The sequence below is a fragment of the Kordia sp. genome, assembly GCF_965224175.1.
Taxonomy (GTDB): domain Bacteria; phylum Bacteroidota; class Bacteroidia; order Flavobacteriales; family Flavobacteriaceae; genus Kordia.
Genome location: NZ_OZ245041.1, coordinates 2,156,572 through 2,179,556, shown reverse-complemented (window position 1 = coordinate 2,179,556; position 22,985 = coordinate 2,156,572). Strand labels below are relative to the sequence as shown.

The 22,985-nt window shown below is 33.7% G+C and carries 20 protein-coding genes; 9 read left to right on the top strand and 11 right to left on the bottom strand.

Annotated features, from left to right (window positions below; all coding sequences use genetic code 11):
- Positions 1-26: 26 nt before the first annotated feature.
- The 3 genes from ACOQOS_RS09455 to ACOQOS_RS09445 form a co-directional block, all read right to left on the bottom strand.
- On the bottom strand, positions 27-1,331 hold the full coding sequence (locus tag ACOQOS_RS09455; RefSeq protein ID WP_420574720.1) for an XAC2610-related protein: 1,305 nt from the start codon (positions 1,329-1,331) through the stop codon (positions 27-29).
- Positions 1,332-1,401: 70 nt separating this feature from the next.
- Positions 1,402-2,109 (bottom strand): hypothetical protein, encoded by a 708-nt coding sequence (locus ACOQOS_RS09450; protein WP_420574719.1) that lies wholly within the window; start codon positions 2,107-2,109, stop codon positions 1,402-1,404.
- Between the two features lie 110 nt (positions 2,110-2,219).
- On the bottom strand, positions 2,220-4,028 hold the full coding sequence (locus tag ACOQOS_RS09445) for a glycoside hydrolase family 2 TIM barrel-domain containing protein (RefSeq protein ID WP_420574718.1): 1,809 nt from the start codon (positions 4,026-4,028) through the stop codon (positions 2,220-2,222).
- A gap of 147 nt (positions 4,029-4,175) precedes the next feature.
- Between ACOQOS_RS09445 and ACOQOS_RS09440 the strand changes: the two genes are divergently transcribed.
- Positions 4,176-5,531: a UDP-N-acetylmuramate--L-alanine ligase gene (locus tag ACOQOS_RS09440; protein ID WP_420574717.1), complete on the top strand. Its 1,356-nt coding sequence runs from the start codon at positions 4,176-4,178 to the stop codon at positions 5,529-5,531.
- Positions 5,532-5,627: 96 nt separating this feature from the next.
- Positions 5,628-6,269 (top strand): hypothetical protein, encoded by a 642-nt coding sequence (locus ACOQOS_RS09435; RefSeq protein WP_420574716.1) that lies wholly within the window; start codon positions 5,628-5,630, stop codon positions 6,267-6,269.
- Positions 6,270-6,371: 102 nt separating this feature from the next.
- On the opposite strand, the gene ACOQOS_RS09430 is transcribed toward ACOQOS_RS09435, so the two are convergent.
- Entirely contained in the window at positions 6,372-6,977 is a 606-nt protein-coding gene (locus ACOQOS_RS09430; RefSeq protein WP_420574715.1) for an FMN-binding negative transcriptional regulator, read from the bottom strand.
- On the bottom strand, positions 6,977-7,432 hold the full coding sequence (locus tag ACOQOS_RS09425) for a DUF1569 domain-containing protein (protein WP_420574714.1): 456 nt from the start codon (positions 7,430-7,432) through the stop codon (positions 6,977-6,979). The genes ACOQOS_RS09430 and ACOQOS_RS09425 overlap by 1 nt, the downstream gene beginning before the upstream one ends.
- Before the next feature lie 176 nt (positions 7,433-7,608).
- On the opposite strand from ACOQOS_RS09425, the gene radC reads away from it, so the two are divergent.
- The 6 genes from radC to ACOQOS_RS09395 all read left to right on the top strand — a co-directional run bounded on the left by radC (position 7,609) and on the right by ACOQOS_RS09395 (position 13,376).
- On the top strand, positions 7,609-8,304 hold the full coding sequence (gene radC / locus ACOQOS_RS09420) for a RadC family protein (protein WP_420574713.1): 696 nt from the start codon (positions 7,609-7,611) through the stop codon (positions 8,302-8,304).
- Between the two features lie 67 nt (positions 8,305-8,371).
- The gene (locus ACOQOS_RS09415) at positions 8,372-9,667 is read left to right on the top strand and encodes a polysaccharide deacetylase family protein (RefSeq protein ID WP_420574712.1); all 1,296 of its coding nucleotides are present in this window, start codon (positions 8,372-8,374) and stop codon (positions 9,665-9,667) included.
- On the top strand, positions 9,651-10,334 hold the full coding sequence (locus tag ACOQOS_RS09410; RefSeq protein ID WP_420574711.1) for a YjjG family noncanonical pyrimidine nucleotidase: 684 nt from the start codon (positions 9,651-9,653) through the stop codon (positions 10,332-10,334). The genes ACOQOS_RS09415 and ACOQOS_RS09410 overlap by 17 nt, the downstream gene beginning before the upstream one ends.
- Before the next feature lie 189 nt (positions 10,335-10,523).
- Positions 10,524-11,078, top strand: coding sequence for a hypothetical protein (locus tag ACOQOS_RS09405; protein WP_420574710.1), 555 nt, complete (start codon positions 10,524-10,526; stop codon positions 11,076-11,078).
- Positions 11,079-11,093: 15 nt separating this feature from the next.
- Positions 11,094-12,521 carry a DUF5723 family protein gene (locus ACOQOS_RS09400; protein ID WP_420574709.1) on the top strand — a complete coding sequence of 476 codons (1,428 nt, stop codon included), beginning with the start codon at positions 11,094-11,096 and terminating at the stop codon, positions 12,519-12,521.
- A 54-nt stretch (positions 12,522-12,575) separates the two neighbouring features.
- A complete protein-coding gene (locus ACOQOS_RS09395) occupies positions 12,576-13,376 on the top strand; it encodes a hypothetical protein (RefSeq protein WP_420574708.1) in 801 nt (266 codons plus the stop codon).
- Here ACOQOS_RS09395 and ACOQOS_RS09390 read toward each other — a convergent pair.
- Positions 13,373-14,653, bottom strand: coding sequence for a replication-associated recombination protein A (locus ACOQOS_RS09390; protein ID WP_420574707.1), 1,281 nt, complete (start codon positions 14,651-14,653; stop codon positions 13,373-13,375). The genes ACOQOS_RS09395 and ACOQOS_RS09390 overlap by 4 nt on opposite strands.
- A gap of 182 nt (positions 14,654-14,835) precedes the next feature.
- On the opposite strand from ACOQOS_RS09390, the gene ACOQOS_RS09385 reads away from it, so the two are divergent.
- Positions 14,836-15,591, top strand: a complete 756-nt coding sequence (locus tag ACOQOS_RS09385) for a rhomboid family intramembrane serine protease (RefSeq protein ID WP_420574706.1) — start codon at positions 14,836-14,838, stop codon at positions 15,589-15,591.
- Positions 15,592-15,594: 3 nt separating this feature from the next.
- Here the strand turns inward: ACOQOS_RS09385 and rlmB are convergent, their stop codons facing one another.
- The 5 genes from rlmB to ACOQOS_RS09360 form a co-directional block, all read right to left on the bottom strand.
- Positions 15,595-16,332: a 23S rRNA (guanosine(2251)-2'-O)-methyltransferase RlmB gene (rlmB, locus tag ACOQOS_RS09380; RefSeq protein ID WP_420574705.1), complete on the bottom strand. Its 738-nt coding sequence runs from the start codon at positions 16,330-16,332 to the stop codon at positions 15,595-15,597.
- Between the two features lie 66 nt (positions 16,333-16,398).
- Complete coding sequence (locus tag ACOQOS_RS09375; protein WP_420574704.1) at positions 16,399-17,259, bottom strand: hypothetical protein; 861 nt, start codon at positions 17,257-17,259, stop codon at positions 16,399-16,401.
- 9 nt (positions 17,260-17,268) lie between these two features.
- Positions 17,269-18,096: a hypothetical protein gene (locus ACOQOS_RS09370; RefSeq protein ID WP_420574703.1), complete on the bottom strand. Its 828-nt coding sequence runs from the start codon at positions 18,094-18,096 to the stop codon at positions 17,269-17,271.
- A gap of 20 nt (positions 18,097-18,116) precedes the next feature.
- On the bottom strand, positions 18,117-19,541 hold the full coding sequence (locus ACOQOS_RS09365) for a RagB/SusD family nutrient uptake outer membrane protein (RefSeq protein WP_420574702.1): 1,425 nt from the start codon (positions 19,539-19,541) through the stop codon (positions 18,117-18,119).
- A 10-nt stretch (positions 19,542-19,551) separates the two neighbouring features.
- Complete coding sequence (locus ACOQOS_RS09360) at positions 19,552-22,659, bottom strand: SusC/RagA family TonB-linked outer membrane protein (RefSeq protein ID WP_420574701.1); 3,108 nt, start codon at positions 22,657-22,659, stop codon at positions 19,552-19,554.
- Between the last annotated feature and the right edge of the window lie 326 nt (positions 22,660-22,985).

Genomic DNA, 22,985 nt, shown 5'->3' with positions numbered 1-22,985 from the left:
TGGTCGTTTAGTTTTTATAATCAAATTTAGTTATGCTTTTCTTTCCATTTTTCAAACGTCATGGAAGCATTGGTAATTGTATCGGTTATTTTTTTAGTCACTTTTTGGGCAACAGTTTTCTCATATGAATATACAACTTTATAATTTTCTGAAACAGAAATATCAATCGTTCTATATGTATTTATATAGTTTACGGTAGCATCAGCATTTATATAAACTTCTTTTAATGAATAATGATTCGCGTTTTGAACAGTATGAGAAATCATTTTCTTCAAAGGATACGTTTGTAAATTATATCCAGAGAATATGCTGTTGTATTCAAAAGTACCCAATTCTTTATTAAAAAGATACACATCTGTAAAATTACCAGCAGTTCCAGATTTTACTTTATTAATTGAGTATAAATCTTCAAAACCATCAAAGTTGAGATCTTTTACTTCAAAACCTAATTGTGCTGTTGTAAAAAGTTCAGTGACTCTATCAACATAATTTTCGACTTCAGCTCCTTTTAAGATTACTTTTTTAGTGGTGTAGTCTAATAAATTCTGTGTGTATAAGACTCCTTTTTGAGCATTGTAATTTGGAATGAAAAACTGCCAAATATATGTTTTGTCTTGAAATGTAAATGGTTTACCACAGATGGTTACATGACTCCATAATTTTTTTTGATCTCTATAAAATGTTTGTTTAGAAAACTGGAATGTATCTTTTTGTAACAATTTTAATTGGAACGACTGATTGTACTGATATCTGGAAATAATAGAATCTGTATAATATTCATACGTAGACTCTTTGCCATTATTTTTACTTTGTATAAGATCTCCAGAAGTTTTGGTATGTGTTGAAATAAATATTGAATCGTTTATAAATGTAGATGTGGTTTTATACTGATCATTACCATCTCCACCATGCATAGCAAGTATTACGTCAAACAAAGTATCTTTATGTTGCACTCTTAAGATTTTTGCTAATTGATCTCCGTATTGAAGCTTGTAATAGATGAGGTACTTTGTAGAATCGATTGCTCTTGTTACAAATTTTTTGTCGGTAAGAAAGTAATATTCGTTTTTATCTATGCTTGATGTATCTAGTTGTAAAGCTAAAATTTCTTTTGATGTAAACCTTCTAGAAAAATCGAGTGTTGGTAAAACATGATCTGAAAACTGCATAGGAGTTTCTTGCCGATGTACAAGCACATCAAAAAGTGACGGTTGTTTCTGTACTTCAGGTTTCTCTGTTTCTGTAAGTGCTAACTTTTCATTTTTTGGTTGCTTCTGGTTGTTACAACTAAAAATAAAAAGGATGATGAAAAATTTGAATGCAATTCTCAATATATATGCAATAACAAGATTAGTTTCGTCTTAAAGATACACATTTACCTTTAATATAAACTTGATTGTATTATTCGTCTAAGTTGGTGGAAATTTTAATTTTGAATTCACCATTTTCTAATACTTTAAACTCACTGTCGTCATTCTGTTTGTAGAGTTTGCAACTTAACGTTCCCTCTACAATAAAGACACCTGTTTCAATTTCTTCTACAGCAGTAATTTGAAAAGAAGCATCTGTATTGTCTCCAAAACGAGAAGAAAAATAAGTTTCACCATTTGGAAATTCTTTCGGGAAAAAATCTAAACCTACGACATTCGGAATGTTTACACTTTCAGGAAAAATCGCGTACTCAAAATTAGGAAGCTCTAAAAAGTTTCTTAATGCAGTAAGTTCGTTTGCGAGCGTACAATCACCTACAGGAATCCATGTAAAATATATTTTTGCTGAATCTGGACGGTCTTCTGCAGAAACACCTGCTGATGGAAAGATGCCGCAAGCATACAAACTGTAGCAATATCCTGAACCAGGATCTTGATCGTCATCTGTTTGACTAGGTCCAAAGTCTAATCTGTTTCGAGTTGATAGTTCAAAGTCATCATAGATTCTGTTTTCAATATTCATTACTTCGTTATCTAAACTTCCTTTAAAAAAGTAGTTTTCAAGTAGTATTGGTTCTGGAGTATTATTGTTACTGTCATCGCTAGATTCGCAAGAAGCAACTAAAAACAGTGTAATAGTCACAAGAATAATGGACAGTGCAAGTTTTTGTAATTTCATGTGTTTGGTATGTTTAAATAATCGGTATTGTATAATGTGTAGCTAAAATAGAAAAAAGTAACAGACAATTCCTTCAGTTAACATTAGTTTAAAGCTTTTTAAGAAAAAAGTTACTCAAAAAGAACGTCGTCAATATAAATAGTTTGTGGAAATCCAAAACTACTAGAAAAGAGGACTAAGCCAGAACGAATACAACTCAAATCTAAACGCTTAATATTAAAAGTATATTGTTTCCATTCGCTAGTAAGTTTAATCTCTTTTGATTTTTTTGCAGTATCAGGAAATGGCTTGCCTTTATCGATCAATCCAAAGCCAATGGTAGCCATTACACCATCTCTATCTGCTTTTGCCCAAAAAGAAAATTTCTTAGCACCTTGAATTTCATAACCACCTAAATTTTCGCCCCAATCGTTTTTAGGATCTACAAAGGCAATTCCGTACCAATTGCTTCGCGCTTTGTAGGTTATTTTAATAGAAGAAGTTCCAGAGTGTACATCGTTTTTGTAGGCAGTGTCAACAGACATTGATTGGTAATTTCCCATGTATCCTGTTGGTGTGTATGGCAAGTCGTTTCCGTCTTTATATACATAAAACGGAAGTGTTGTTTTGGGAACTAAATATTTTTTATGCTTCGCTTCTTCGTCTGTGACCGTAATTCCTGTAGAGGCAATTCCAACATTATTAAAAGTATCTTTTACATTCACATAGACTTTAACTGCGCCATGCTCTTTGGGAATTTGTATTTCAAATCCTTCAGCTAAAGAACCTCTAAAATTAAGTTTGTTGATTTGGTCTTTACGTTTGCGACTGCCTGTTCGTTGATTGTAATAAAAACGAATATCTAAATCGTCATTTTCTACATCAGTTACATCCAGATTTACTGGAATCCATGTCTCACTTTTTAAGGTTGTTGTAGGTAATTGAAAAGTATTAATTACTGGAATTGCATTTGTAGGTTCTTTGCCTGTATAAGCTTTTCTAATTCCCCAATACGTTGGACGGAATGAACCTCTGTGATGTGTAAATAACCAAGGTGATATATGATCTTTTCCGTTACTGTAATGAAAAATATATACACCAAGACAGCTAGCTTTATTTTTGATCCAGTTTTGATAGCCATTTACAATAGCACTGTATTTTTCTTCATCTGAAGGCTCTACTTTAATACCATTTTGTACGTTTTTAATATCCCATTCGCCCGTAACATTAAACTCTGTAATAATGTATGGCTTGCTAATATTTCTTTTCTTTAATTCAGCTTCGAGAAAATTGGCGCCAGTTCCATAGGAATTCAAACCATAAATATCGATAGAAGGAACATACTTTTGCCACCAATCGAGTCCAAAAGTCCATGCTTCTGTAGAAGTGATTGGGTGATTTTTGTCTATCTTTTTAATAGTACTACAAATACGTTCTAAAAGCTTGGAATAGGCTTCTTTTTCAGCATCTGTTGCGATGTTGAGGTATACTTCATTTCCAATTCCCCAAGTTAATACTGCTGGATGTTCCTTATACTTTGTTACTACATCAATTGCGTTTTGATACATAGTTTCCATACCTTCAGTATCTTTTAAATAATTGAAAGTATCGTCATCTTCCATGCCTGGACGTCCGTGTCGCATCCAAATACCAACCATGACTTTGATGTTGTATTTCTGCGCTGCATCTAAAAGTTTTTCGGTATTTTTTCCTGATGCCCAAGTACGAATGGTATTAACTCCAATTGATTGCAAATCTGAAAAATAAGTGTCATAATTGGCAACATCATTTTCATATCCAAACGTAACGCCTTTTACAGTAAATTGTTTTTCATCAACCATTAAACTCCAAGTAGTATCTTTTTTTACAATAGTAGTTTGTGCGTTGCTTAATGAACAATTACAATAGAATAATAATATACAAAGGGTAAAACGGTACATCTTTTTCATTTATATAAAAATACGACTTATTGTGGATTTCTTTATAGTCGTTACCATATGTTCTATTTTTCTTTTGTAAAAACTCATTGGACAATTCCCAAAAAACAAAAAAGCGGTTTATCTTTACACTTTAGAATTCTACAAAACATGCGAATACATTTTATAGCCATCGGAGGAAGTGCCATGCACAATTTAGCCTTAGCATTACATGCCAAAGGATATCAAGTCACAGGAAGTGATGATGTGATTTTTGAACCTTCTAAAGGACGATTGGAAGCAAAAGGATTGTTACCAGAAACGTTTGGTTGGTTTCCTGAAAAAATTACTGCCGATTTAGATGCTATAATTCTAGGAATGCATGCAAAACCAGATAATCCTGAATTGCTAAAAGCGCAAGAGTTAGGTATTACGATCTATTCGTATCCAGAGTTTTTGTACGAACAATCAAAATATAAAACACGTGTGGTGATTGGAGGAAGTCATGGAAAAACAACCATTACATCAATGATTTTACATGTGTTAAACTATCATGATATTAAGGTAGACTATATGGTTGGTGCTCAATTGGAAGGTTTTGATACGATGGTGCATCTTACAGAAGAAAATGATTTTATTGTATTGGAAGGAGACGAATATTTGTCATCACCAATTGATCGCAGACCAAAATTTCACTTGTACAAACCTAATATTGCTTTGCTAAGCGGAATTGCTTGGGATCATATTAATGTGTTTCCTACGTATGAGAATTATGTAGAACAGTTTAAAATCTTTGTAGACTCTATCACTAAAGGTGGAAGCATTAATTACAACGAAGAAGATGCAGAAGTAGTACGTGTCGTAGAAGCTTCTGAGAATCCAATACGTAAGTTAAGTTATAAAACACCTAGCTATAAGATTGAAAACGGCGAAACTTTACTAGAAACTCCAGATGGTTTTATGCCTATTGAAGTGTTTGGGAAACACAATCTCAATAATTTAGCTGGCGCGAAATGGATTTGCCAACATATTGGAGTGGATGAAGAAGATTTTTACGAAGCCATTTCTACATTCAAAGGTGCGAGCAAGCGTTTGGAAAAAATTGCAGAGAAAAATTCCACAGTAGTGTATAAAGACTTTGCACATTCGCCAAGTAAAGTAAAAGCAACAACAAATGCAGTAAAAGAGCAATATGCAGATAGAACTGTTTTTGCTTGTTTAGAATTGCATACCTATAGTAGTTTGAATGCAGAATTTCTAAAAGAATACAAAGGAGCTTTAGATGCAGCAGACAAAGCTGTCGTGTTCTATTCGCCGCATGCAGTGCAAATCAAACAATTAGAAGAAGTTACAGAAGCACAAATTGCAACAGCATTTGAACGTGATGATTTAATCATTTACACAGATCCAGCAAAATTTAAAGAGTATTTATTCAGTCAAAATCTAGAAAAAACTGCATTATTACTGATGAGTTCAGGAAACTATGGCGGATTGGATTTTGAAGAATTTAAACAACATTTACACTAAAATAAAAAAAGTTGCGTTTGGGAATTAACCGAACCAATTAAAACCAATACTTATACTTCATAATTACTTTTTACCAACTTAATAAATTGACTAATTATGAAAAATTACCTTTTGTTAGCGTGTCTAACACTATTCTTTATTTCCTGTTCCTCAGATGATAACACTACTCTTGAATCCGAAGAAAATTTTTATGCCTTAACTGTTGGAAATACATGGGTATATGGGCATCAACGCAGAATAGGTCAATCAGAAGAATTTGAAAATATCAATGTTATTGATTCTGTCAAAATTGTAGATACAGAAGAAATTAACGGAAATACCTTTTTTAAATTTCGCACAAGAACTTCTGGGAATGAATCCAATCAAGCATTTTGCTCACCAAATGGCGAACATTTTGCATACTTTCGAGATTCTATAGGTTATTTAATAGACGATAGAGGGAAAATACATTTTTCTCCAGAAGGCGATACAGAAGAATACGTTTTGAAGACGTTCCCATCTCATCGTTTAATATTTAATCTTTCAGAAGAAAGCGAAGTAGTAATCACACCTGCGGGCGATTTTGATTGTTATTGGATGAATTTATTTATTAGATATGATCCAGATAGTGAACGTTCTATTGGAACAAGTAAATATTATCGTAAGGAAGGAATTGGAGAAGTATTTACAACAACTTCATTCACAAATAATCCAGAACACACCATAGAAAAACGACTTATATCTTACGAAGTTCAATAAGTGTCATTCAAAATTTAAAAAACATACAACGATAAAATGAACTGCTATTTCTGCCATAAATAGCGGTTTATTTCAGGTACATTCAATAGATGTTAGTGTTACCTATATAATGTTGTTAAGAAAAGTCGTCACATCTTGGCGACTTTTTTGTATCAGTTCTTCTTTGGCAATGTTTCTGTCTTTTGCTGACTTATCTTGTGATAATTTAAATTTTCCTTCCCAAGAAGTAATTTCCAATTTAAAACCTACAATATAATCTGCTAAGGTTTGTACTTTGGGACTTTTTTCATCTAAAATATAAGGATCGTCGGTAGTTTCTAAAAAAGAAGTCATGCTTGCTATTGATGAAATTATTGCATCGTTTCCTATAATACGTGTTGCTGTAGCTGCAATATGTACTTTTACATAATTCCAAGTAGGTAATAAACGTTTGTCATATAAATTTGGTGAAATATAACAATCAGGTCCATGAAATATCGCTTGCGCGGGAATATTATCTTGTAGCAATTCAATATGCGGATTGTATTTGTCAATATGTCCAATGAGTGCGCCAAACTCTCCGCAAGATGCATCGTACATTAAAGGAATGTGTGTAGTAAAGATTTTGCTGTCTTTTGCAGAAATTAGTGTTGCTAATGGATACTTTTTGATCGTTTCAACAACATTATTAAAATCTGTTTCTTGATGATGTTTTGGAGGGTACTTCATTATACGTCAAACTGTGTTAAGTGATGGTCTAAATGTTTGTATTGCATTTTTCCCCATTGCTCAGGTGTAAATTTTCCAAACATAGGATGCGCTGGCCAAGCTGTTACTTCTTTGAGTTGGTGAAACTCTGTAACTAATGCAGCAAGTTTTGTTTTCTCGGCAGTTACATCTCTATCTTCACTAATAATAAAATCGCGAACTGTCGGTAAATTTTTGCTCCAAGGTTTATCATTATACATTAATGGTTTGTATAATTTAAAAACTAGTCGTTTCATAAAACCAGGTTTCTTACCACCTAAAAATCGTTGTTCCATAGCAACTTCCAAAGGCATTTGACAATGGTTACACATTTGTCCTACAGACATTTTTCCCCAAGAAGCTGTCGATTCTGGCGTTAAATTTTCTATTCTCGCTTGAATTTCAGCATGTACTTCGGGATCAAATAAAGATTTCATTGTTGATGTTTTTTGTTGTGTGAATACAAAATTAGGTGTGAACTAAAGGTACTGCAATCGTATTAAAACTAAAAAATAAAACTAAAAAAATAACGCTTACACAATTTTTGCTACGCTTATTAATTCATTCTCAGTTTCTAATCAAAAAAAAGCTAGCTTTAAGCAAATTGAGTAAAATGAAAGACACGCATTTACAGTCTATAAAATATTGGTCAGAAGATGATCGACCGAGGGAAAAATTAGCCGCCAAAGGAAAAACAGTATTAAGTGATGCAGAATTATTAGCCATTCTGATTCGATTGGGAAATAAAGATGAAAGTGCTGTATCATTGTCTAAACGCATTCTAGCTTCAGTTGGTGGAAATTTGAATGAATTAGGAAAGCTGTCTGCAGAACAACTAAAAAAGTTTAAAGGTGTTGGACTTGTCAAAGCAATTACAATTATTGCAGCACTGGAACTTGGGAAACGCAGGCAAATAGAAACCAAAGTAGAGCGAAAAAAGGTGACTTCAAGTCGAATGGTGTTTGAAATCATGCAACCAATTATTGGCGAATTGCCACATGAAGAATTCTGGATTATCTACTTGAACAATTCTAACAAAATCCTTAAAAAAATACGCCTAAGCAAAGGCGGAATTACAGGAACACTAGTTGATATACGTTTGGTACTAAAAACGGCATTAGAAGTTGGCGCAGTTGCTATTATTTTAGCACATAATCATCCTTCAGGAACGTTGAGAGCTAGTGCTGCAGACAAAGCGATTACTAAGAAATTGAAATTAGGAGCCGAAAATATTGATATAAAAGTATTAGATCATCTAATTATCACAGAAAAAGAGTATTTTAGTTTCGCTGATGAAAACTTGCTCTAAGTACTTATGTATATCTTTATTGTACATACGAAAAACAGCAAGAGGAAAAAGTTTAAAAGAGTTCTAAATGCTGCTAGTATATACACAGAAAATTACGCCAAGATTACGGTATACATTCAAACACTTAATTACACGAGTACTAGGGATTTCGGTTGATTTTACAACAAAAATTGAAACCTTTATTGCGCACAATGAAGTGAAAATGTCATATGTAAAACAACCACTTGGCGATGAATTTTTTGTACGTTGTCAGGATTTACTGTTTGAACAAGGCGTCGGAGAAGTAGATATTGCTATGCACAAATGGGATGAAACACCTTGTTTCTTTCCTACTGGAGAAAAAAGTACGGTTCCATATGATATTTTTGCAGCAAGTTTTTATTTATTGAGTAGATATGAAGAGTATTTACCATATGTAAAAGATGAACATGGACGTTATACAGCAGTAGAGAGTTTAGCTTTTAAAAATGACTTCCTCAAATTGCCCGTTGTTGATATTTGGTGCCAAAAATTCTTAGCTATATTTCTAGAAAAATTTCCAGATGTTGTTCCAGAGAAACGACAGTTTGTGTACAAACCAATTATTAATGTTCCTGTAGCATATGCGTACAAAAAACGCGGATTAATTCGTGCTTTTGGTGGTTTTATGACAGATATTGTTCGGTTTAAATTTTCACGTTTCATAGATCGTTCAGCGGTATTGTTAGGAATGAAAGAAGATCCATACGACAACTTTGAAGCATTTATTGCCCTGCATAAACAATATGACACCAAAGCATATTATTTTTTCCAAATTGGCGATTATGCAACGTACGATCACAATATATCCATCTATAAAAATGTATTCATTCGCTTGATCAAAAATGTTTCTGACTACAGCAAGGTTGGTTTGCTCGCATCATATGCTTCATTTACAAATGTTGAAAAACTCAAAGTAGAGAAGAAGCGACTTAACATGACGATCAACAAACCTATAAAACGAGCGCGACAACATTACAACATGCTCAATGTGCCACAATTTTATAGAGACTTGATCGATTTAGAATTTTCTGAAGATTTTTCCATGGGCTATCGTGATACTATAGGATTTCGTGCAGGAACCTGCAATCCGTTTTATTTCTATGATATTGGAATGGAAATTCAAACGCCTTTAAAAGTAAATCCTTTTTGCCTGCAATATACTGGTGAATTGGACACTGAAATATTTACAACCGAAATCATGAAAATGGCAACGCAAGTCCAAAAAGTAAATGGTACTTTTGCAGCTGTATTTCACAATGTTGTGCTTTCAGAGCGCAATGTAGCTTGGAAAGAATTGTATATCAATTTATTAAAAACATACAGCAATGCAACAGATAACTGATATTTTCTTTGATTTAGATCACACACTTTGGGATTTTGAGAAAAATTCAGCCTTAACATTTAAAAAAATACTCGAAGAAAGCAATGTTACTGTCAATTTTGAACATTTTTTAGAAGTATACGTGCCTATCAATTTAGAATATTGGCGTATGTTTCGAGAGGAAAGAATTTCAAAAAAAGAATTGCGTTATCAACGATTATCAAAAACATTTAAAGTACTTGAGTTTGAAGCTTCTGATGATTTAATAAATCATTTGTCAGAACAATACATTGCACATTTATCAAGCTTTAACCATCTGTTTGAACATACGCACGAATTGCTACAATATTTACAAGGAAGGTATAAACTTCATATCATTACCAATGGTTTTCGAGATGTGCAACAACGAAAAATAAAAGCTTCTGGGATTTATGATTATTTTGAACATATCATTGATTCTGAAAGTGTACATGTAAAAAAACCAAATCCAAAAATATTTCATCATGCGTTAGAGCTAGCAAATGTAGCTCCAGAAAATGCTTTGATGATCGGCGATAGTTTTGAAGCTGATATTCTTGGAGCAATGGAGGTAAAGATGAATGCAATTCATGTCGATTTTGACAAAAAGTACACACATTTGCTATGTCCAATTGTACGACACTTGTCTGAAATTGAAAAAATGCTGTAATAAAAATAAAAAAGCGTCGTTTTTTTAGATAGATAGTTGTTATAAGAAGGGAAAGTTGTATTTCTTTTTCATGGTGTTGTAAATACATGCAACATCTTATCTTTTGTATTTTTTAGCGAATGATAATTAATTGAAAATCTCTATTTCAAATACATTTGATACATACGTAAACTAAAATCTGATTCTTTGATGTTAAAAAAAATTGCTCCATTACTATTTCTATTCATTGTGGCATCCTGTGTAAAAGATGTCGACTTTGAGCAAGCAGAAGATATTTCAATTTCTCCTGTCTTGGAATCAAGTTTACTCTTTTTTAACTTTCCTGCTTCACAATTTTCAGAGCCTACAGGAACTGCAATCGTAACAGAAAGTGATGATTTGGAGTTTGATATTTTTAATGATGAATTTCTTCGTGATAATTTAATCAGAGCCGAATTCTTTTTTGAAACCACCAATTCAATTGATCGAAATTTTAGAGCAGAAGTATTTATGTACGATACAAACGATCAAATTACACATGCTTTTTCGTTTGGCGTTATACCTGATGGAAATAATGAAGTAATCACAACACATACCGAAGTATTTGAAGATGCATTATTAGAAGAGTTGAAGAATACTGTACGTATTGAATTTATATTAAGCGTATTTCCAAGTCCAACAGGAATTCCACTTGATGCCTCAAGTATCGGAAATATAAAAATGCGCTCCAAAGCAACTTTATTTTTTCAAATAGACAACGAATAATTAACGCCTAATTTTTTGAAAAGACTCTGTATCATATTCTTATTAGTTTCTTGTTTTGTAACTGCACAAAACAAGCAATTACTGTATAATTATACAGATATTCCACAGTCTTTATTATTAAATCCGGGTGCAGAAGTAAATTATAAATGGCATGTTGGAATTCCGTTGCTTTCACACATTCACGCTAGTGCTGGAGCTTCTGGTGTTTCTGCGTATGATTTGTTTGCAGATAATGGAATCAATTTTAATGAAAAACTGAGAAGAGTTGTCTATAATTTAGATCGAAATGATTACTTCACCATAAATCAGCAATTAGAAATTTTTAGTGGTGGATTTGCCTTTGGAAATTCTTATGAACCCAATAAATATTTATCTTTCGGTTTGTATCAAGAATTAGACGCACATTTTTATTATCCAAGAGATTATGCAATTCTTGCCTATGAAGGTAATCGTAATAACATAGGTCGCGAATTTGATTTGAGTGATTTGAATGGAAAAGGTGAATTATTGTCTGTGTTTCATGTTGGATTGACAACAAAATTGAATAAAAAATGGACCTATGGTTTTCGTGGAAAAATCTATTCGAGTTTACTCAATTTTAAATCAACAAACAATCGTGGAAGTTTTGTAACTACCGAAGGCACAAATAATTTTTACAATCATACATTCGATTTAGATTTAGAATTACAAACTTCTGGATATGCTTCTTTAATTGATTTGGATAATGATGGACAAAACGATTGGAATGCAAAAGCCATCAAAGAATTGCGCAAGCGTGTGCTTTTTGGAGGAAACCTAGGTTTAGGTGTTGATTTTGGGTTCACCTATCACCCAAAAGAACAATGGACGGTTACAGGAAGCGTGCAAGACTTAGGATTTGTCTATCATACTAAAGACGTTGAAACTTATACGCTGAAAGGTCAATATACATTTGAAGGAATCAATCCGTTATTTCCTAATAATGGATCTGGGCAAACTGCCGATGAATATTGGCAAGAGATTTCAGATACTTTTGAAGATTTATTCGAACTAGATACAATTTCAAACAATTATGTTGCATGGCGTTCTCCAAAATTAAATGGTTCTGTTTCGTATAAATATAGTAAGAAAGTATTGAAAGAATGTAATTGCACGGCAGAAGATGGTGATTATTTAAATGAAGTTGGTTTGCAATTATTCGCCATTGGAAGGTCAAGAAGACCACAATTTGCAGTAAGTGCTTTTTATTACAGAAGATTATTTAGTTTTTTAAGCGGAAAAATAACGTATACAGCTGATGGCTTTTCAAAAACAAACGTTGGTGTCGGTTTGTCATCGCACATAGGAAATGTGAATTTTTACATCATGGCAGATAATCTTTTTGAATATCAAAATCTTGCCAAAGCCAATTATGCTTCGCTACAACTAGGATTTAATTATATTTTTCCAGCAGAGAAAAAGTAGCGGATTCCAATAAAATTCTTAATTTGGAAGCCTAAATAGAAAAAATAGAAGTTTATGAAACGTTTTTTGGCAAGTGTAGTTTTTCTTTTGATCACATTTTCTTGTTTTTCACAAGATTTAAATAGCTACAAATATGTTGTAGTTCCTTATAAATTTGACTTCTTAAAAAAGCATGATAAATATCGTGTTAATACGCTCATGCGCCATTTATTTAAAAAGGAAGGTTTTAAAGTGATATATGATAATGAAGACTTCCCAAAAGACTTGGCTGACAATAGATGTTTAGGTCTGTACTCCGACCTCAATAATGATTCAAGCATTTTTACAACAAAAATGTCTATTATATTACGTGATTGTTCTAATCAAGTTGTGATGGAAACTGCTTTCGGACGCTCTAAAATAAAAGCCTATGAGCAAGGATACAATCAAGCGATACGAAGAGCTTTTGAAGATATTAAAGCCAAAAATTATTCGTACCAGCCAAAAGCAGAAGAAATTGTTGAAGTAGTAGAAGTGGAAGAAATTGTAGAGACTCCACAAAAAGTTACACCTACAAAGCAGGAAATAAAAGAACCTGTTGAAGAAATTGTAGAGGAAATAACTGAAGTAAAAGAGTCTGTAAAAACTATGCCAGCAAACATAAATGGAGTGTTGTATGCACAACCTATAGAAAACGGATATCAGTTAGTTGATAGTACGCCAAAAGTTGTTATGATTTTACTAAAAACAGGCGTTCCAAACGTATATTTAGTAAAAGGTCAAGATGCTTCTGTGTACAAAGAAGACGGAAAATGGATGCTATCTAAAGCTACGAGTGGCGGAAATAAAAAGTCTGTACTGAATATTAAATTCTAATAATCATATTTATCTTTCCAACGGTTCTTTAAGAAATCTCGCATGCTTTTTTCGCGTGCGCTGCTTCCAGGTTCGTAAATTTTAGTATTTGAAATTTCATCTGGTAAGTATTCTTGTGCAACAAAGTTATGATTGTAATCATGAGAATATTTATAATTTTCTCCATATCCTAAATCTTTCATCAACTTTGTTGGCGCATTTCTTAAATGTAATGGAATTGACAAATCGCCAGTTTCACGTACAATTGCCTGTGCTTTTTTAATTGCCATATACGAAGCATTACTTTTTGGAGATGTTGCTAAATATACTGCGCATTGACTTAAAATGATACGTGCTTCAGGATATCCAATAATAGAAACTGCCTGAAACGTGTTTGTTGCAATGACCAATGCTGTCGGATTGGCAACTCCGATGTCTTCACTTGCAGAAATTAACATTCTTCGCGCAATGAACTTTACATCTTCGCCACCTTCAATCATTCTTGCTAGCCAATATACAGCAGCATTTGGATCGCTTCCGCGGATAGATTTAATAAAAGCCGAAATAATATCGTAATGCTGTTCGCCAGTTTTGTCATATAAAACTGTGTTTTTTTGCACACGACTAAGTACCAAATCATTTGTAATGACAATTTTGTCTTTTCCTTCCGAATTGATCAATAATTCAAAGATATTTAGCAATTTTCGGGCATCACCACCAGAGAGTTTTAATAATGCTTCTGTTTCTTTGAGTGTAATTTGTTTCTTGTTGAGTTGTATATCTTCTTTGATAGCGCGTTGAAGTAATTTTACTAAATCGTCTTTTCCAAAAGGATTCAATACATATACTTGACAACGAGATAGCAATGCGGGAATTACTTCAAAACTCGGATTCTCAGTAGTAGCTCCAATCAAAGTAACCCAACCTTTTTCTACAGCTCCTAAAAGTGAATCTTGCTGTGATTTACTAAATCTGTGAATTTCATCAATAAAGAGAATTGGATTTTTTGCCGTGAACAAACCGTTTTCTTGTTTTGCTCTTTGAATAACTTCACGGACTTCTTTTACACCAGAACTAATAGCACTTAATGTATAAAATGGACGTTGCGAAGTTGTAGCAATAATATTAGCCAAGGTTGTTTTTCCTGTTCCAGGCGGTCCCCAAAGTAGGAGAGAAGGAATAATTCCTTGTTCTATTTGACGTGTAAGCACGCCCGTTTTTTCACCAACAAGATGCTCTTGACTTATATATTCTTCTAATGTTTTCGGACGAATGCGTTCAGCTAAAGGTTCATTCATGCTGTAAAAATAAGTGATTTCCTTAAATTATACATGAGAAGTTTTTAGAAGATACTGCAACTACAAAAATAAAGTTTTACAAACGCTGTTGAAGCTTTCCAATACAGTAATGTTCTTCAAACGAAGGTGACAATTTTTCATGTGATGAAACCTTGGCTGATTTTTTGACTACTGCTTATTATATGAAACCTAAACAACATCCTTTTGTATTTACGCCAGAAGTTTTTCTGATACCATTCATTTTTATTTTTTCGATTTGGTTGGTGTATTGGAGTGAAATTCGATTTGGATTTCGTTTCAATGATTATGGTGTTTACCCAAGAACTTTTAAAGGATTACGTGGTGTTATCTTAAGTCCGTTTATTCATGGAAGTCTACGGCATCTTTGGAATAATACAATTCCGCTTTTTTTATTAAGTTCAGCTGTTATTTACTTTTACAGATCGCAACGTTGGACTATTTTTTTGATAGGATTATTTGGTTCAGGAATCATTACTTGGCTCATAGGAAGAGAAGCCAATCATATAGGCGCTAGTGGATTTATCTATGTATTAATGAGTTTTATCTTTTTTAAAGGTGTAATCACGCGTTATTATAGATTTATTGCTTTATCGCTAATTGTGATGTTTATTTATGGAGGAATGTTGTGGTATTTGTTTCCTATAGAACCACATATTTCTTGGGAAGGTCATTTAGGCGGATTCATTACAGGTTTTTTACTAGCAGTTTTTCTACCAGTTGTATATACCAAAGAAACCTATGATTGGGAAAAAGAAGAATTTGATCCAGAAGATGATCCTTTTATGCGTCATTTTGATGAAAATGGTAATTTTATTGAAACATTACCAGATGAAGTAGAGGAGAAGCCAGAGATGGCAACTCCAATGAAAATAAATTATATTTATGTAAGTACTTCTAAAGAGTCAGAAGAAGAATAAGCACTAGCTACGTTGGCGCACAATTTCATACAAAAAAGCACCACAGGCCACAGAAACATTTAAAGAAGCAATTTCACCAAGCATTGGTAATTTTGCTTTGTGATCTACAATTTTTAAAACTGAAGGAGATACTCCTTTTCCTTCTGATCCCATTACTATAGCAACAGGAACTGTAAAATCAACATCATATAATGTATGTTCCGCTTTTTCGGTAGCTGCAATTATTTGCACTCCTGAACTTTGTAAATGATAGATAGCATCTTTAATGTGATCTACTTTACAAATAGGCATTTTAAAAATCGCTCCAGCAGAAGTTTTTACTGCATCTGCATTGACTGGAGCACCACCTTTCTTTTGAATGATGATACCATCAACTCCTGTACATTCAGCAGTTCTGATAATAGCTCCAAAATTACGTACATCACTTAGTTGATCTAAAATTAAAAATTTTGGAGTTCTTCCTGATTCAATAACATTTAACACCAAAGTATCCAGATCATGAAATTCAACAGGAGAAATAAGAGCAATAACACCTTGATGATTTTTTTTAGTAAGTCTGTTTAGCTTTTCGGGCGGAACAAACGAAGTGCTGATTGCGTTAGTACGTAAAAGTTGGTCTAATTCATTAAATAGATCACCTCTAAGGCCTTTTTGAATGAAAACCTTATCAATTGTACTTCCAGAGTTTATAGCCTCTATAATGGCTCTGATACCAAAAATTTGTGTGTTATTATTTTGCATGGAACAAATATAAAATAAAAAACCACCCAATTGGGTGGTTTTTCATATGTATTATTAAGATACTTTTTATTGTCTAACTAATACTACATCAACAGTAATTCCTCCGAAGAATCCACCGTTTATAGAGTATGTGAATACTCCTCCACAACGATCGAATGTTCCATTACCACCAAGGTCAAAATCACCAAAGTCGTCTTCGTCATCATTTCCAGTGATTGTAACATTACCTGAGTTATCAACTTCAGCAATCGCTGCATATACTAATGAGTCTTCGAAACCTGCATTACCAGTTGCCCAAGCAATAAAGTTTGGTCCCCATGCAGTATCCATTTCCCACTGGTTACCAACTCCGTCTACTGGAGTTAATTCCGCAGTAAAGTTAGGAGCAACAGCTCCACCAAATGCAGGAACAACAACACTAGTAGATTCGTAAGTACCAGTTAAGTCATAAAGATTCATATTTACAGTATAGCTAGTTGGCTCTGAGTCATCACTCAATCCAACAGTAATTCCATCTCTGTTTGTAGAAGTTAATACTACGTTGAATACAACATTAGAATTGTAAACAGCATCATTATCAACACCTAATCTGATTGTACCTCTGTTTGTATCAGCAGGAACGAATACAATACCAGCATGTGTAATAAAAGAGTCTGGATTTAAACCAGAAACTCCTTCTAGTTGATAAGTAATTCTTAAATCACTTTTATTAATAGGCGCTGTTAATTGTACTGGAATTTCAATAACACTTAAAGGGTTATCTAAATCTGGACAGTCAATATCTGAGATAGAAATGTTAGCAGATGTATCGAAATCGAAAAAACGAACCCATCCATACTCAAGATCATTTGAAAATCTTCCAGAACCATCGTCACTAGTACAACTAGCTACGACGATTAAAACAAGTATATATATTATTTTTTTCATTTGTTCTTTTTATTGTTTTGTTAATGTGAAGTTTTGTGTAGACGCAGCTCCACAAGAACCTAATGGATCAGATGTATAGTTTACAGTATGAACAGTATCATCAGCTAAATCATAAGCTGAGTTATTAGCTCCAGCTTCTGTGATGATAAATCCTGGTCCACCTTGTTGACATGTTACGTTGATATCTACATCATCAATAATGTATAAGAAACATTTAAGGTTAAGAACAACATCTACATCTCTAGCAACTCCTGTTCCTGGTAAGAATTCAGCAGTAAAGATTCTTGCAGTATCATCATCTGGATCAATAGATAAATTAACTGGGACATCTACTCCAAAGTTTCCATCAGAATCAGTAAGTAGATAATTTCCTACTAAATAAGTAGCAGGGATTGGACATACTTGAAAAATGCTAATTTCTAATTGTTGTGTACTTACAACACCGTTATCAAAACTATCTAACTTTAAAGTTAATGTTTCTGGAGTTGTTTCTACTCCGTTATCAAAACCATCAATAACTAAATCTCCGAAATAAGAATTTGCAGGGATTGTTACAGAAGATGGTAAAGAATACGTTACAGGATCAGCTGTTGAAGCATCAGCTACTACAGATATAGTTACCGTTCTATCTTGACCAGATAAAGTACTAGATCCGATAGGAACGATTAACTGACCTGTTTGGTCTACTAAGATTCCTAAATCAGCACTTGTTCTACTAAAGTAAGCTAGAATCTGAGAAGAATCAGTTGTATTTGAATCATATATTGGTGATTCTGTTTCCTCACATGATGTGAACATGAACAAAGCACCTATGAAAAGTATTACTATTTTTTTCATTACTTTATTTTTTTTATTGATTAGTATCCTGAATTCTGAACCACGTTAGGGTTTGCATTGATTTCAGCTTGAGGTATTGGGAATGTAAATTTCGCAGATGATACTGGAACTGCACATGGGATACCTCCTGGACAATCAGCAGCATCTCTAGTAATACCTTCGTTTAAGATGTTTCTATATCTTTTGATATCGATGTATCTTTTTCCTTCAAAACAGAACTCTAATCTACTTTCTTCTTTAATTGCAGTAATAGCTTGGTTTAAAGAAGTATAAGGAGAAGTTGTTTGAGGCGTACCAAATCTTGCAGATCTGATTGCGTTAACATCTGCAGAAGCAGCAGCGAAATCAGGAGCCGCTTTTCTAGCGTTAGCCTCAGCTCTTATTAAGTAAGCTTCAGAAGCTCTCATTGCTTTGTAATCATTAATGTAGTTAGTATCTGCTCCTGCAGGATACTTTCCAATAACTAATGAAGGAGGTGTAGCACCTGGATCACTAGCAGCATCAAGATTTACTGAACGACGAACATCGCCTGGTGCAAAAGCTGCAAACAAACCAGTTGACATTTCAACAAAGTTTCCACCAGTACCTGTAAAGATCCAGTTTCCAGCAATGCTAGCATTGTTACCTTGAACATTGTCAAATTTGAAAATTACCTCAGTTGTATCAGTATCTCCATTGAACATTCCAGCATATTGAGTTTGGTCAGCTAATGGGAAACGAGAAATAATTGTATTTGCATTTGCAATAGCAGTAGTATAATCTCCACTGTATAATGCTACTCTAGCTCTCAAGAAAGTAATGAAGTCTGGAGTTGCAAAGTTAATATCAGTTGAACTAGCAGGCATTAAGCTTGCAGCTAACGTAAGGTCATTTTCGATCTCAGTTAATACTTCTCCAACAGTTTGTCTAGCTGGGAAGTTAGTAGTAGAAACTGTGTTTTGGTAATATACACCTAAAGCTGAAGCATTCATTAAATCTTCTGCATAGTATACTAATAAGTCATGGTGTAAATAAGCTCTGAAAGCATAGCATTGAGCTAATACATTGTTGTAAGTATCAGTATCTGCAGTTGAAGGAGTAATTGAAGCTGCACCAGCTAAAACACGATTAAAGTTGTTAATAGCATTGTATCTATCTCCCCAAGTTCCTTGGTCACCTGTTTGAGAGTTTAAGATTTGGTTTATCAAGTTTAATTGTTGTCCTCCATTGTCGGCACCTAATCTAGCATTATCTGTAAAGATAGAGTTAAAAGCGATTAAACTTGCTTGTCCACCTCCACGGTTTATACTATTAATTGCTCCACGTAATCCTGATTCTAAATCAGATACACTCTGATAAGCGGTTTCTTCAACCAAACTATCTACCGGAAAACGTTCTAATTGATCATCACAACTTACTGTGAAAAGTAAGGTAACAATAATTGGTATTAGAAAATATTTTTTCATTTTTTATTTTTTAAAAGTTTAAGTCAAATCCTAAAGAGAAAGTTCTTGGAACTGGATAATCGAAGAAACCAGTACTCTGGTTACTTTCAGGATCAAATCCTCTCCATTTTGTCCATGTTACTAAGTTAGTACCCTGAACGTAAACTCTCATTCCAGATAAGATATTTGTTTTTTCTAAGATTTTAGAATCAACTGTGTATGATAATGTAACGTTTCTTAAACGTAAGAATGATGCATCCTCAATGTAACGATCTCCATCAACAGCACGTAAACCTCCAAATGATAATGCAGGAATATCTGTTACTTGTCCTGGAGTAGTCCATGCGTTTAATAATGAAGTTGACTGGTTAGCGAATCCTGCTAATCCTGAATCTTCAACAATTGCTAATGAACTGTTTTGTCTGTATCTGTCTGCTACGAATGAGAATAAAGAACTTAAAGTAAATCCTTTGTAAGAGATGTCAGCTCCGAAACCTCCAGTGTATGTAGGATCAAAGTTTTTATCTAAGTATACTGCGTCATCTGGGTTGAAAACGTTAGTTACATTTCCGTTTATATCAAGATAAAGAGGTTGTCCATTTGATGGATCAACTCCAGCCCATCTTACTTGGTGCCATGTGTTTGCTGCACGTCCTTCTGCAACACGTAAGTTGTTACCTGTGAATCCACCTGGTAAGCTTTCAACTTTGTTTTTGTTGTAGTTACCATTTCCGTGTACTCTTACAGACCATGGGTTTGTAGCAGACTTTCTTAATACATCATAAGAAATTTGTAAATCAACACCTGTGTTACTCATATCAGCAACGTTTGCTGTAACTTGGTTGTAACCAGTTCCTGAAACAGATAATAATTTTTGAGAGAATAAGTCTTCTGTTAAGTTTCTGTAGAAATCTAATTCTCCAGATAATCTGTTATTCCAGAATCCAAAACTTAAACCAACGTTTAACTGGTTAGAAGTTTCCCACTTAATGTTCTCATCAACTAACGTACCTAAGTTGTATCCAGTACCTAATTGGTAACTTGGACCTGCGTTTACAGTTTGAAGACCTTGGTAACGGCTTCCAACGTTTTGGTTACCTACAACTCCATAACTAGCTCTAAGTTTTAAAGTAGAAATAAAATCTACATCACTCATAAAGTCTTCGTTGTCGATATTCCATCTACCTGCAACCGACCAGAATGTACCAGTTGGGTTTTTAGGGAAACGAGATGTTTGGTCACGTCTAATTGTAGCATCAAAACCATATTTTCCGTCCCAGTCTAAACCAACAGTTGCGAATACAGAAGCTAAAGCAATTTCAGTTTCTGATGATCCAACACCTGGAACATAAGGGAATGCTCTTTCAGTTAAGTCAATAACACCATCATTGTTTGCGTCATCATCTTCAAAAGTGTTTCCAGCAGTGAAACCGCTACCAGAACCTGGTAAAGCAGGGTTTAAACCGAAAGCTTGGAAGTTAGCATTTTGTGTGTTAGAGTAGTTGTACTCTCCATATATACTAGCAGTTAAATTTAACTTGTCAGTAATGTCATTTTGGTATCTTAAGAAAGCATTTGTAATAAAGTTAGCATCTCTAAAGAAGTTCTCAAATTGAGTACCTTTTTGCTCTGCAGCCTGAGAAGGAGTGATTAAACCTCTAATACTTCCTGGAGCAGTTATAAATAATGATTCGATGTTTGTATAATCGATACCTACAGAACCACCAATTGTTAAATTCTTTGCAAAGTTGTAATCAGCAGAAATACTACCTACAGCTTTAAATTCACTTTCTTGGTCTGTATTTAATCTAGCAGTGTTTAATGCAAGGAATGGAGTGTTTAAGAATCCGTTAGGGTTATCAAATGATCCATCATTATTAATTGCTTCACTTCTTCTAGTACCAACAATGTTTAAGCTTCCGTCAGGATTGTATGCATTTAAATAAGGTAATCCAATGTAAGGAACAATGAACGGGTTGTCTAACTGACCACCTGTGTTATTTCCTCTGGCAGCATCTACGATAAAGCTACTTACTGAGTAGTTTAATGTTAATGTAGTTGCATAGTTGAATTTCTTGCTATCAGAACTTCCGTTAAAGTTATTTCTGAAAGAAAAACGCTTTAAATCACTACCTAGTGTAATACCTTCTTGCTTGTAGTACTGAAGCGATGTATATGAACTAGTGTTTTCATTACCTGTAGAAACACTTAATTCGTGAGATAAAGTTGTTCCTTGTTGGAAGAAGATATCTGACCAATTTGTGTTTGTTTGTGCTGAAATAGCAGCAATTTGAGTATCAGTTAAAGTATCTCCAAATTGTCCTCCTGGTAATAAATCTCTTTGAAAAGTAAGGAATTGACTAGCATTCATTACTTCAAATCTTGTCTTAGGCTTTACAGCAACACCATAAAGTGTTCTATATTGAATGTTAACTCCAGAACCTTTTTTACCTTTTTTAGTAGTTACGATTACTACCCCACCAGCACCTCTGTTACCGTAAATTGCGGTAGCAGCTGCATCTTTCAATACAGATAAAGATTCGATGTCGTTTTGGTTTAAACTTCTAAAGTTATCTTGATCTACTGGTACACCATCAATTACGAATAATGGCTCAATATCACCTTGTAATGAGTTACGACCTCTAATGATAATCGTACCTGATTGACCTGGTTGACCTGATCCTGTGTTCACACTAACCCCAGCTGCAGCACCCTGAAGTACCTGGTCTAAAGAGTTAATAGGAACTTGCTCAATAGTTGATCCATCAACAGTTGCAATCGCAGATGCTACTTTAGCACTGTTTACAGCTCCACCATAAGCGACAACTGTTACAGCTTCTAAAGCTTCACCTTGCTTTAATTGTACATTGATAGTAGCAGATGAAACTTTAACTTCTTGGCTAGTAAATCCTACATAACTAAAAACAAGCGTCTGCCCGTTGTTAGCTTTAATAGAGTAGTTACCGTCGAAATCAGTGGTCTTACCTGTGTTAGTACCTTTAATCAAAACAGTTGCTCCTGGTAACGGCATACCGGTGTCATCGGTTACTGTACCTGAGACAGTCTGTTGTTGTGCAAACAGAATCTGCACAAATAACGCTAGGAATAGCGTTAAAATTCCACTAAACTTTGTTCTCATTTTTTTAATTTATTTGAATTAGCTATCGCCAAAAATCCTAATTATATGTTAATAATCCAATTTTTTTTTCTTAAAAATACTTATTCATGCTAAGTTTTTTTGAAAAATGACACTTATTTTATGTCTGTAAACAAAGGTATACGTGTAGAAATGAGGGTGATGCAGAAGTTGTAATCATTGAATTATCAAAATGATACAGTTTTGTTAAATATTTATGAAATTGAGAAAATATAGAGTTAAACCTTCTATTTCTTGTATTTACAATCTTTTTGTTGAAATTCGAGTGAGTTAAATATCTCTTTATTTGGAGTGTAGCTTATTTGTTT

Coding starts and splice junctions, on each gene's coding strand:
- ACOQOS_RS09450 (WP_420574719.1), bottom strand. CDS start 2,109: ATGAAATTACAAAAACTTGCACTGTCCATTATTCTTGTGACTATTACA.
- ACOQOS_RS09445 (WP_420574718.1), bottom strand. CDS start 4,028: ATGTACCGTTTTACCCTTTGTATATTATTATTCTATTGTAATTGTTCA.
- ACOQOS_RS09440 (WP_420574717.1), top strand. CDS start 4,176: ATGCGAATACATTTTATAGCCATCGGAGGAAGTGCCATGCACAATTTA.
- ACOQOS_RS09435 (WP_420574716.1), top strand. CDS start 5,628: ATGAAAAATTACCTTTTGTTAGCGTGTCTAACACTATTCTTTATTTCC.
- ACOQOS_RS09430 (WP_420574715.1), bottom strand. CDS start 6,977: ATGAAGTACCCTCCAAAACATCATCAAGAAACAGATTTTAATAATGTT.
- ACOQOS_RS09425 (WP_420574714.1), bottom strand. CDS start 7,432: ATGAAATCTTTATTTGATCCCGAAGTACATGCTGAAATTCAAGCGAGA.
- radC (WP_420574713.1), top strand. CDS start 7,609: ATGAAAGACACGCATTTACAGTCTATAAAATATTGGTCAGAAGATGAT.
- ACOQOS_RS09415 (WP_420574712.1), top strand. CDS start 8,372: ATGCTGCTAGTATATACACAGAAAATTACGCCAAGATTACGGTATACA.
- ACOQOS_RS09410 (WP_420574711.1), top strand. CDS start 9,651: ATGCAACAGATAACTGATATTTTCTTTGATTTAGATCACACACTTTGG.
- ACOQOS_RS09405 (WP_420574710.1), top strand. CDS start 10,524: ATGTTAAAAAAAATTGCTCCATTACTATTTCTATTCATTGTGGCATCC.
- ACOQOS_RS09395 (WP_420574708.1), top strand. CDS start 12,576: ATGAAACGTTTTTTGGCAAGTGTAGTTTTTCTTTTGATCACATTTTCT.
- ACOQOS_RS09390 (WP_420574707.1), bottom strand. CDS start 14,653: ATGAATGAACCTTTAGCTGAACGCATTCGTCCGAAAACATTAGAAGAA.
- ACOQOS_RS09385 (WP_420574706.1), top strand. CDS start 14,836: ATGAAACCTAAACAACATCCTTTTGTATTTACGCCAGAAGTTTTTCTG.
- rlmB (WP_420574705.1), bottom strand. CDS start 16,332: ATGCAAAATAATAACACACAAATTTTTGGTATCAGAGCCATTATAGAG.
- ACOQOS_RS09375 (WP_420574704.1), bottom strand. CDS start 17,259: ATGAAAAAAATAATATATATACTTGTTTTAATCGTCGTAGCTAGTTGT.
- ACOQOS_RS09370 (WP_420574703.1), bottom strand. CDS start 18,096: ATGAAAAAAATAGTAATACTTTTCATAGGTGCTTTGTTCATGTTCACA.
- ACOQOS_RS09365 (WP_420574702.1), bottom strand. CDS start 19,541: ATGAAAAAATATTTTCTAATACCAATTATTGTTACCTTACTTTTCACA.
- ACOQOS_RS09360 (WP_420574701.1), bottom strand. CDS start 22,659: ATGAGAACAAAGTTTAGTGGAATTTTAACGCTATTCCTAGCGTTATTT.